10 protein-coding genes and 1 tRNA gene are annotated in these 10,195 nt (G+C 47.2%); 5 read left to right on the top strand and 6 right to left on the bottom strand.

The genetic code is table 11. From position 1 onward, the window contains the following. Positions 1 to 132 precede the first annotated feature (132 nt). Positions 133 to 513 (top strand): hypothetical protein, encoded by a 381-nt coding sequence (locus ACTUHY_RS12430; protein WP_442827947.1) that lies wholly within the window; start codon positions 133 to 135, stop codon positions 511 to 513. 1,365 nt (positions 514 to 1,878) lie between these two features. Here the strand turns inward: ACTUHY_RS12430 and ACTUHY_RS12425 are convergent. The 4 genes from ACTUHY_RS12425 to ACTUHY_RS12410 all read right to left on the bottom strand — a co-directional run bounded on the left by ACTUHY_RS12425 (position 1,879) and on the right by ACTUHY_RS12410 (position 4,584). Next, positions 1,879 to 2,061, bottom strand: coding sequence for a hypothetical protein (locus ACTUHY_RS12425; protein WP_442827946.1), 183 nt, complete (start codon positions 2,059 to 2,061; stop codon positions 1,879 to 1,881). A gap of 265 nt (positions 2,062 to 2,326) precedes the next feature. Then, positions 2,327 to 3,265 carry a tyrosine-type recombinase/integrase gene (locus ACTUHY_RS12420; RefSeq protein ID WP_442827945.1) on the bottom strand — a complete coding sequence of 313 codons (939 nt, stop codon included), beginning with the start codon at positions 3,263 to 3,265 and terminating at the stop codon, positions 2,327 to 2,329. A 362-nt stretch (positions 3,266 to 3,627) separates the two neighbouring features. Beyond that, positions 3,628 to 3,718, bottom strand: a tRNA-Ser gene (locus ACTUHY_RS12415). A gap of 98 nt (positions 3,719 to 3,816) precedes the next feature. Further along, complete coding sequence (locus tag ACTUHY_RS12410) at positions 3,817 to 4,584, bottom strand: basic amino acid ABC transporter substrate-binding protein (RefSeq protein ID WP_442827944.1); 768 nt, start codon at positions 4,582 to 4,584, stop codon at positions 3,817 to 3,819. A gap of 429 nt (positions 4,585 to 5,013) precedes the next feature. Here ACTUHY_RS12410 and ACTUHY_RS12405 point away from each other — a divergent pair, with 429 nt between their 5' ends. The 3 genes from ACTUHY_RS12405 (at position 5,014) to ACTUHY_RS12395 (ending at position 7,061) form a co-directional block, all read left to right on the top strand. Next, positions 5,014 to 5,613, top strand: coding sequence for an HD-GYP domain-containing protein (locus ACTUHY_RS12405; protein ID WP_442827943.1), 600 nt, complete (start codon positions 5,014 to 5,016; stop codon positions 5,611 to 5,613). A gap of 229 nt (positions 5,614 to 5,842) precedes the next feature. Beyond that, positions 5,843 to 6,097: a TIGR03905 family TSCPD domain-containing protein gene (locus ACTUHY_RS12400; protein WP_442827942.1), complete on the top strand. Its 255-nt coding sequence runs from the start codon at positions 5,843 to 5,845 to the stop codon at positions 6,095 to 6,097. Positions 6,098 to 6,326: 229 nt separating this feature from the next. After that, entirely contained in the window at positions 6,327 to 7,061 is a 735-nt protein-coding gene (locus ACTUHY_RS12395) for a DUF554 domain-containing protein (protein ID WP_278676064.1), read from the top strand. A gap of 99 nt (positions 7,062 to 7,160) precedes the next feature. On the opposite strand, the gene alr is transcribed toward ACTUHY_RS12395, so the two are convergent. Continuing rightward, positions 7,161 to 8,330 (bottom strand): alanine racemase, encoded by a 1,170-nt coding sequence (alr, locus tag ACTUHY_RS12390; RefSeq protein WP_442827941.1) that lies wholly within the window; start codon positions 8,328 to 8,330, stop codon positions 7,161 to 7,163. Between the two features lie 93 nt (positions 8,331 to 8,423). After that, entirely contained in the window at positions 8,424 to 9,437 is a 1,014-nt protein-coding gene (locus ACTUHY_RS12385) for a nucleoside hydrolase (RefSeq protein ID WP_442827940.1), read from the bottom strand. A 144-nt stretch (positions 9,438 to 9,581) separates the two neighbouring features. Between ACTUHY_RS12385 and ACTUHY_RS12380 the strand changes: the two genes are divergently transcribed. Then, entirely contained in the window at positions 9,582 to 10,070 is a 489-nt protein-coding gene (locus ACTUHY_RS12380; protein ID WP_442827939.1) for a PH domain-containing protein, read from the top strand. Positions 10,071 to 10,195: the final 125 nt, after the last annotated feature.

Genomic DNA, 10,195 nt, shown 5'->3' with positions numbered 1-10,195 from the left:
AACTATATGTCACCCAATGACTATGAAAAATTATATGCAAACTACAAGAAAAAGGCAGCTTTGATTGCTGGATAACTGATTGATAGAAACCTCAATTTAACTTGTACTCAAACTTGACATAGGACCACCTACATGGATAAATGTATTAGAGAGTATTCTTGTAGCTCTATCTTATGGACTTCCTTTAAAGATAATATGAAGGCTTTAAAGATTCCTAAACATGGTATCAGCTTAAAGAATTGGACAGCCTGTAATACAAGAGCCACCAATGATTATAGCAACCGTACCAATGTGATTTACCCTATCAACAGGTATATGAATCCTTTTAAAGCCTCTTTCTGGAAAGCTCAGGGAATTGTTATAGATACAGATAATTGGGCCTTGAATGAGCTCATACAATTTCTTTGGCGGTCTAATTTAAGAGTTGCTGATAGTGAGTTAACTGTTAATGTTTATATCCCTTCAGAGCGTATGAAAGGGTTATTAGAAGCATGGATAAATAATATACAGTAACCTCAAGAAAGATATACCTAAAAAAAATTTTGGGGGCGTTTTGAGACACTCCTAAAGATTATAGTATTTATTTATTATAAGAGCCAAAGAGCAAAGCCCTGATTCTCCCTTACTTATTTACTTATTTTGGGGGCATTTTAGGTTTTATTTGTCCCCATAAATAAGTCTTAAAAAGATTGTTAAAATGATTCAGTTCTTTACTATGATAAAGTATATGGTTCTTTTCATCTGTCTTTTTATTGAGTCAATATAATACAACTACTATAGAGTACCAAAGACCACAACTACCATAGAGCAACACCAAAGATAATAATTACCAAAGACTCTACTTTAAAGGCTATACCAAAGATAATCATTACTATAGAGCAACACCAAAGATAATAATTACAAAAGACTCTACTTTAAAGGCTATATCAAAGATAATAATTACTATGGACTCTACTTTAAAGGCTATACCAAAGATGATAATTACTAAAGACCAACACCAAAGACTAATACCAAAGATAATAATTATTATAGAGCAACACCAAAGATAATAATTACAAAAGACTCTACTTTAAAGGCTATATCAAAGATAATAATTACTATGGACTCTACTTTAAAGGCTATACCAAAGATGATAATTACTAAAGACCAACACCAAAGACTAATACCAAAGATAATAATTATTATAGATTCTCTTTTATCAGGTCTTTCAAGGAATCTCTTATAGGTTCTCTTATATGGTCTCAGAGAGTCTATAAATAAGCTTCCCTATTGCTCCCTATGAATATTCCTATTTTTATAGGGTCTTTTTAATTGGCACACTATAAGGAGGAAAAGGAGAATAATTATTAATAATATATACATGATAAAGAAAATAATCCTAGTGATACTCTATATAATCCTTTACGTGAGATTTCTAAATAGTGTCTTTCATAAGTCTTTTATAGGTCTCATGTATTGGTTGGTATTCTCGTGGTAATGTACATAAGTCCTTAATACGAGGACAATATAAGTGTCATTATTATTATTAATTTCCTCCCTATGTAGTTCCCCCTGTAGCTATCCTATGTATATCCCTATTGGGTGCTATGTAGGTATATCTTAAATTTAATGTTCTCTTTGTCTTTGGTTATAAATATTATCCATTGTGTTGTGGTGTCCTCCTTATTATGGCCCCTATAGCGGTATCTTAACTTATTCAGGTACTCCCTATAGGGGCTTTTTTTAATCGTTATTTATTATATATGAAGAACTAACCAAAAAGAAAAAGAGAGGACTACCCCTTATTATGTATCTGAAGTAGTCCCCCTATATATATCCCTGTATGGTTATCTCTATATCGCTCTATACAGCTCCTTTATAAGGTAAAGTTTGTAGTGGTCATAATTGGTCATATAGGGTATCGAAATCCTTATCATCATAATCTACACCGATAAAGATACCGCCTGTATAGCCCCATATGTTCATACTAATTAAATCTTCTAGTACATCTTCTGCATAGCACTTCTTTTCTCTAGCTCTATCATCCTCTATAAGGTCAAGACAAGAATTAAATAGAGTCATATCATCTGTAGGCCAATTTCTTTCTATTTCATCATAAAGACACTCTGTAATATCTATGGAACCATGAGAAGTTATCTCTAGCCTATTTCAAGGCCGCATGGAGTCTCTGTAATGATTTATTGCTTATCTGATTCACACAGGATTCAATAAAGATTCTCTCTGCAAAGTTTTCCCCCCCTCTGTTCTCTAACAGGGTCTTTAATTCGGTCTCTGTCTTGATTTCCCCTTTACGTCTGAATAATAATGGTTCCTCCTTCTTAATAAGTTAGCAATATTGCCATTGGTGATTATCCAAAGGATTATATTTCTCATTCTGTACCTTCATTTCCTTATTGGTATACTCTACATAAATTCTTGTAGTGGATACATCTTCATGCCCTAGTATCTTTTGAAGAGTGAAGATGTCTCCCCCATTGAGAAGAAAGGTCTTTGCAAAGGTATGTCGCCATGTGTGAGCTGATAGGCGTTTCTCTGGTATCCCTAAGCCCTTTAGGTGTTCTTTCAGGTACTTGAACACTGTATCAATGCCCCCATTGCCTAATGGAGTCCCATAGTAGGTTATAAGGAGTCTAGGAGTAAAGGCCCCATATTCTTGAAGGACTGTCTCTCTCTCCCTAAGATACCTTTTCAGGATACGCCGCAAGGAGACCCCTAAAGGAATTTCCCTTGATTTATCCCCCTTTCCATGCTGTACCACCAAAAAGCCTTCATGAATGTGTACATCCGTTACCGATAACTTCATTGCCTCTGTCTTTCTCATTCCTGTACTGAAGAGAAGGCACATGAGCATATAATTACGATAGCCAATAAAGGTGTTCTTATCAAAACTTTTCAGAATCTCTAAGACTTCCTGTGTAGAGAAAGTCCTTGCGTGTTTCTTTTGGTATTTAGGTTTCCTGATATGTTTCATGGGATTCTCTGCAATGTATTCCCACTCTGTCAGGAAGTTATAGAATACTTTGAGTACCATATATTTGTCCGCTATGGTCACTCCTGCTAAGTTCCTCTTACGGAGGTATTCAAGGTACTTTAAGACACTGTCAGGAGTCGTTTTATCTATAGTCTCTATATGCTTCTCCTGTGTAATGAATAACATATAGGGTACTAGGCTCCTCCTGTAGTTGTCTATGGTGCTGACCGCTAAATTACTACTGATACAATGCCGATAGAAAACATTTAAGGATTCTTGTACTGATAATTCCATTTGGCTCTCCTCCCCCTTTTCGTCTTTCTCATTTTCTCCTCCTGTGTTAGGTATAAATTTTGTTCACAATTTGTTCACACTTTAGGGACTCATTTAGACCCTTTTTCACAGGTTTTTACAGGATTTTATAGAAGAAATAGGGAAAATTAGCATGGAATACAGATACATAAGAACCCGAATAGATTTTAATCTTGCGTGTTCCTAAGCACATATAACAAAAAAGACACCCCTTTTGGGATGCCTAATTGTCTACCGTATGTAGTATTTCAAGGGTGACTAAACTCTGAACTACTGATTAATACTAGGTTTACGATTTTCTCGTGTACCTTTAATCTAGTACAGAACTTAACCACTAGAAAAAATGGCGGAGTGGGAGAGATTCGAACTCTCGCGGGGTTTAACCCCCCTAACGATTTAGCAAACCGTCCTCTTCAGCCACTTGAGTACCACTCCGTTTAAATCGGCTGACTCGTTTATAATACACGATTTATTGATTCCTGTCAATAACTTTTTAAAAAAGGGGCGTTTGCACAAGCAACAGTCCCCTATTTTTACTTAAACCACTTATCATAGATCTTCTGGTATTCCCCGCTCTTTTTCAAGTCATTTAGAGCCTTGTTCAGCTTATCGCACAGGTCCTTGTTCTTCTTAGCGATGGCGATGCCGTACATATCCCCCTTCTTGGGTTCCCCTACGGCCTTGGCGTAAGCGCTGCCGCCCTGCTTCAGGAAATACTGGAGCACCGGAAGGTCGCTGATCACCGCATCGGCTCCCCCGTTCTTCAGTTCCAGGCAGGCGGTATCCGAGGTATCGAAGGTCTTGACCTTGGCCCCTTCGATCTTGCCGGCCGCTTCGGCGCCCGTGGTCCCCAGCTGGACAGCAATGGTCTTCCCTTTCAGGTCATCCAGGCTCTTGATGGAGGTGTTGTCCTTCCCCACGATGGCCATCAGACCGGATTCATAGTAGGGATCGGTGAAATTCACTTTCTGTTTCCGGGCCTCGGTGATGCTCATGCCGGCAATGGCCACGTCGATGTTCCCTGCATCCAGGGCCGGGATCAGCGCATCGAAGCCCATCCCCTTGATGGTCACCTTAGCAAAGCCTGCTTTCTTGCCTACGGCCTTGATCAGCTCCATATCGAAACCGGTGATCTCTCCGCTTTTCTTATCCGGGAATTCAAAAGGAGCAAAGGACGGTTCCGTCCCCACGATCAGTTCCTTCTTTTCCGCCGTCTTGGTCCCTGCGTTCTGGCTGCTGCCGCATCCCATTGTCCCCATCAGTGCCGCAAAAAGGCAAATCACTGCCAGGATCTTTTTCATAGAAATTCCTCCCTCATTCAGCTCAATCCGTATTGTATGGCTTTAATTGGGATTAATTATACGACTTGATGTATTATTATGCAATATGTTTTTAATAAAAATACAAAAAACAACTCAGCTGACCTGGTTTTCGCCCCCACACCCGCCTGCTGGAAGGTTCGCTCCTAAGCCTCATGCTCCCCACTACTGCTTCTCTCGCTTTTTCGCGGCAGGACTTACTTCTAAGCTGCACCGTGCTCACAATGGCTTTTCATTGCTTACGTGGATCGTTTCGCCTGCAACTGGCATCGACTTGCAACCACAGACCTGAGTTGTTGGTTCCATTATAAAAGGCCGGAAAAACTTTGGCAACCAGAAATTCACAAAGCCAGAGAATTATAGTATACTGAAGAAAGCAAATCTTACCTTAGAAGCAAAGGTCGATGTCCTATGATCACCATTCCCCAATTCCTGGATTTCCCGACGGATACGGATACCAGGGAAATCGTCCAGGGGTTCCTGAAACTGTTGGAGCTGAAAAGCCATGGCCTGTCCCTCCACAGCCAGCAGGTAGCCAATTATGCCGTGGCCACGGCCATCAAGATGGGCCTTCCCCTAAACGAAGTGAGCTGCATCAAGACGGCCGCCCTGCTCCACGACATAGGGCAGCTGGCCATCCCCAATACCATCCTGGCCAAATATCCCTACTTCAACGTCCGGGAGCGGGCCACGTACCGGCGCCATTGCCAGGCCGGGGCCAGCATGCTGGAAAACATCCCTGCCTTCGCCCATATCATGAAGATCATTCTGCACCATCACGAGAACTGGGATGGCAGCGGGTATCCCAAACGGCTGAAAGGGGTGAACATCCCCATCGGCAGCCGGATCATCGCCGTCTGCAACTACTATGACCGGAAATGCAATCCCTGCACCCGGCAATGGCAGATCGCCGGGTGCAAAAGTCCCCAGGTAATCCGGGACCTAGCCGGGATCCAGTTCGATCCCGATGTGGTCCAGGCTTTCTTTGCTTCTATTTCCAATCCGGGATAAAGGGGGCTGCTGCATGAGCAGCAGCCCCCTTTGAGGGTCTCGAGTCATGAGTCATGAGTCTCGGGCCACTGGATAGAACCAGAACCGTGCGAAATCCAGAAGCGGATATCTTATCGCTGGCGGATCTGGGTTTGCCTATTCAAAAAATTTGCCTGCAAATTTTTCATTCGTCTCGAGACCCGAGACTCGAGACCCATAAATCATTGTATATAGTAAGGAGTCCATTTTCATGAAAAACTTTACCATCAAGACCCAGGGAACCTGCGCCCGTCAGATTGAATTCGGTCTGGAGGACGGCAGGCTCCACAACATCCATTTCCAGGGAGGCTGCCCTGGGAACCTATCCGCCATCAGCAAACTGCTGGAAGGAGCCGACGCCCAGCACGCCGTAGATCTGCTGAAGGGCAATACCTGTGGGAACAGGTCCACGTCCTGTGCCGACCAGCTGGCCAAAGGAGTGGAAGAAGCGTTGATGGAAGAATGAAAGAGAAGTCAGACACGGCCCTGACGGGCCTTGAGACGTCAGATGTCACTTTGTTCGGTTTAGCAGCAGATCCATCTGCTTATCGCGAACAATCTGATGTCTGACTTCTGAAAGGCCCGTCAGGGCCGGTCTGGCTTCTTGTCACGTTCCCCACTCTTCACACATCTTTTTTTTACCTGGATTTTATAGTAGAATAGTGATATTCTAACCATTTTAAGGGGGAATCGCTATGCCCATTGGGGTACTGATCAATGTTGCAGCCGTCGTCCTGGGAGGGATCTTGGGGAATTTCCTGGGGCCCCGGCTTTCGGAAGATTTCAAGGAGAAACTGACCACGGTATTCGGGTCCTGTGCTCTGCTCATGGGGATTATTTCCATTACCTTCATGAAAAACCTGCCGGCAGTGGTCTTTGCGGTGATTGCCGGCACCATCGTAGGTCTGGGGATCCGCCTGGGAGACCGGATCATCCAGGGTTCCCGGAACCTGGAAAAATTGATCAGCCGGGTGCTGCCTGCTTCTTCCGGAGACAGCCTGATTCCTCGAGAGGAATACGAAAGCCGCCTGATCACCATCATCGTCCTGTTCTGCGCCAGCGGCACCGGCATCTATGGCAGCATGGTATCCGGCATGGCCGGGGATCACAGCATCCTCATCGCCAAATCCATCATGGACCTGCCCACCGCTACTCTCTTCGCCTGTGAGCTGGGGATCATCGTCAGCTTCATCGCCCTGCCCCAGCTGGTGATTTTCCTGTTCCTCTTCTTCCTGGCCAATGCCCTGCTGCCTTTCTGCACCCCGGATATGATCGGGGATTTCAAGGCCTGCGGCGGGACCCTGCTCCTGGCCACCGGATTCCGGATGCTCCAGCTGAAGGATTTCCCTATAGCCGATATGATCCCGGCCATGGCCCTGGTGATGCCCCTGTCGTCAGTTTGGACGAATGTGGTGGTGCCGTTGCTGTAAAAAAGAAGGGGGTGTGAAAAAATTCACACCCCCGGTCACTGGTCTCTTGTCACTGGTCACTGGCCGGGTGACAAAAATGGGCGCCAAAGCGCCCATTTTTCACATCCTCAGCAGCAGTTCCTTCTCCACTACTTTCCCCTTTTCCAGATACACCCTGGGTACCCGCTTGCTGATGTTGCAGGTGATTTCATAAGGGATGGTCCCGGCCAAAGCTGCCAGATCATCCAAAGATTGATGAGTCCCGAACAGTTCCAGTTCGCTGCCCACATCCACCTTGGGTTTATCTGTTAAGTCCACCATGCACATATCCATACAGATCCGTCCCCGCTGGGGAGCCAGGCCCTGTTCTGTCACAAAGCCGCATCGATTGGACAGGCAGCGCATGAACCCGTCTGCATAACCGATGGGAGCCACCCCCATCCGAGTAGTATCCGGACAGGTATAGATGCCCCCGTAACTGATTTTCGTCCCTTTGGGATAAATCTTGATGGTGCTGATAGTAGTCTTCACGGCCATCACCGGCTTCAAGCCCAGCATCCGGGCATATTCCCCGTACCCATAGAGCAGAAGCCCGGGCCGTACCATATCCAGATAGGTCTTCGGGAACAAGGTGGTAGCCCCAGTATTGGCGCAGTGGCGGAGCTTGACCTTCCTGCCGGTCCGTTTCTCCACCTCGTCGCAGACTCTCTTAAAGAGTGCGAACTGATGCCGGGTATAAGCCAGCGCTTCCTCGCCTGGCTCATCTGCCACGGCGAAATGGGTGAAGATTCCTTCCGGTTCCAGGCCCGGCAGGCTGCAAGCATGGATGATGCCCTTCACCCCATGTTCGAAATAATCGCCTTCGCAGATATAACCCAGCCGGGACATCCCCGTATCCACTTTTACATGGATCTTCAGGGTCCCTCCGTATTTCACTGCCTCTTCACTGTATTCCAGGGCTTTGGCCTCGCAGGTCACAGCCTGGGTGATATTGAAGCAGATCAGCCGGTCAACCTGTTCCCGGGGGGTATGGCCCAGGATCAGGATGGGCATGGTGATGCCGTTGAACCGGAGTTCCATGGCTTCATCGATACTGCTCACCGCCAAATAGTCGGCTCCCAGTGCCTGGAGTTCCTTCCCGACCTGCACAGCTCCATGGCCATAGGCATCCGCTTTGACCACCCCCAGGAATTTCACCTGAGGCCCGATATGTTCCCGGATCGTATGATAATTGAAAGCCAGGGCGTCCAGATCGATTTCCGCCCAGGTACGACGCAGTGTAGATTTCATTTTTTCCTACTCCTTTGCCTGTTTTCTCCCGTCTCCGAACATGACAGGCGTTCCTGTCCTATGATACCACAAATTCAGCCATCCATCACAGCTTTATCGGCTGAAGGCTTTCTCCAGAGCTCTCCACTGGAACCGGGGATTCACCCCCAGCACCACGTGGACCAGCGTCCCCTGGGGATCCTCCTCCAGCCGGCCTTTCGCATCCGCCTTGACCCGACGGTCCTCTACAGCAAACTGCTCCGGATCCAGCTGATACAGCACGGGAAAGACAGCAGGCAGTACCGCAGCCGGTTCTTCCCCTGCCTTTTCATGGGCCGCCTGGTTGGCCTGGATCAGTCCCAGGAATTCTGGCCACTGTCCGCTGCGGCTGAAGACCTGGATTTCCTGTTTTCCGATGTATTGGGTCCCCGTCAGCTCCCGGGGGAAGATTGTCAGATCCACTCCGCTGGCCAGGACTGCTTGTACGGCCCGGGGATCTTTGGCAAAATTCTCTTCGGACTCTCCTTCCGGATCTGTGCCCGCCAGCGACCCTCCAGCCACATACACCCGGTGGATCCGGCCTTTGATGTCCGGGTCTTGGAGCAGAGTGGCCAAAGTGGAGAGGGGACCTGTGACGATATAGGTGAGAGACGGGTATTTTTTCAGTCTCTCCCGAGCAGCTTCCAAAGTCCTAGGCTGTCCATCCTTTCCGTCCCAGCCCTGGCTCCTTTTCTCCAGAGTACCGGAAAGCCCCAGCAGGCCATCCTTTCCCTGGAATCCGGGCTGCCGGTATTTCGGTTTCTTCCCTTTCCAGGGCCGATCGGCCCCATGATAGACGGGCAGGTCCATGGCCAGATCCCGAGTCACCAGGACCAAGTTGCGGCTCATCTGTTTTTCCGGTCCGTTCCCATAAGCAGCCAGCGCCAGATCCGGCACCAGACTGTTCTGCTTCAGCAGGAACAAAGCTACCGCATCATCACTGCCCGGGTCTCCCTCATAGACCAGTGCCGGCTGCCCGGCGCCCACCGTACTCCGCTCTGCCCCAGCCGCTGCCCCGAAGGCCGTCTGCCAGGCACAGCAAAGGCCCAGTGCCAAGACCAGCATTCCCTTCTTCCATTTCTCCAACACATGATCCCTCCCGCTGTATCCTGAAAAAGTTCTATGGACTAGTATAGTACGGCAGACCTTCTCTGACAAGGCTTTCTCCCTGCCCTCACAGGGAAGAATATGGTATAATCGAAAAAAACAATCTCATCCAAAGGAGAGATACCCATGGAAGAATCCAATCCCCTGCAGGAGCAGCCTGCAGAAAATGAAAAAGAAGAAAGAAGCACTACCCTAACGGGAGGAGCTGGACCGGAAGACCGGGAGGCAGAAGAAAGCCCAGCGCAGCCTCAGGAAGTGCCGGAAATCCCCCGAGGCCGAGCCGATCGTTCCCTCATGTATTTTTTCTGGCCCCTGGTGATGATGATCATCTATGTGCCAGCGGGCTTGATCTGGCTAGCCTATCGATTCCTGGAATATAAGACCCAGCTTCTCCTTTTGACCAACAAACGGCTGGTCCTGTTCAAAGGGATCATCAAGAAGAAACAGTACATGATCCCCCTGGACATGGCTGCCCAGATGACCATCGAACAAGGTTTCCTGGGCCGGAAAGCCGGTTACGGCACCCTGATCATTGGACAGGGCAAAGAAGCCATCCGGTACAATTATGTCAGGGATCCAGAAAAATTCCGCCAGCTGTGCCGTCCGGAGGCATAAAAAAGGTTCTTTGTCAAATGTTGGGGTAAGCTCCAATTCATCTACCACACACGGACGTGAGCGATTTTTGCTCATGTCTGTTTTTATTTTAATTTCACCATCGAAAGCAGTAAAATCCGAGAACG

Source organism: Acidaminococcus nyctereutis (assembly GCF_052216985.1).
Lineage (GTDB): Bacteria > Bacillota > Negativicutes > Acidaminococcales > Acidaminococcaceae > Acidaminococcus > Acidaminococcus fermentans_A.
This window is presented reverse-complemented; position numbering and strand designations above follow the sequence as displayed.

Coding starts and splice junctions, on each gene's coding strand:
- ACTUHY_RS12430 (WP_442827947.1), top strand. CDS start 133: ATGGATAAATGTATTAGAGAGTATTCTTGTAGCTCTATCTTATGGACT.
- ACTUHY_RS12425 (WP_442827946.1), bottom strand. CDS start 2,061: ATGACTCTATTTAATTCTTGTCTTGACCTTATAGAGGATGATAGAGCT.
- ACTUHY_RS12420 (WP_442827945.1), bottom strand. CDS start 3,265: ATGGAATTATCAGTACAAGAATCCTTAAATGTTTTCTATCGGCATTGT.
- ACTUHY_RS12410 (WP_442827944.1), bottom strand. CDS start 4,584: ATGAAAAAGATCCTGGCAGTGATTTGCCTTTTTGCGGCACTGATGGGG.
- ACTUHY_RS12405 (WP_442827943.1), top strand. CDS start 5,014: ATGATCACCATTCCCCAATTCCTGGATTTCCCGACGGATACGGATACC.
- ACTUHY_RS12400 (WP_442827942.1), top strand. CDS start 5,843: ATGAAAAACTTTACCATCAAGACCCAGGGAACCTGCGCCCGTCAGATT.
- ACTUHY_RS12395 (WP_278676064.1), top strand. CDS start 6,327: ATGCCCATTGGGGTACTGATCAATGTTGCAGCCGTCGTCCTGGGAGGG.
- alr (WP_442827941.1), bottom strand. CDS start 8,330: ATGAAATCTACACTGCGTCGTACCTGGGCGGAAATCGATCTGGACGCC.
- ACTUHY_RS12380 (WP_442827939.1), top strand. CDS start 9,582: ATGGAAGAATCCAATCCCCTGCAGGAGCAGCCTGCAGAAAATGAAAAA.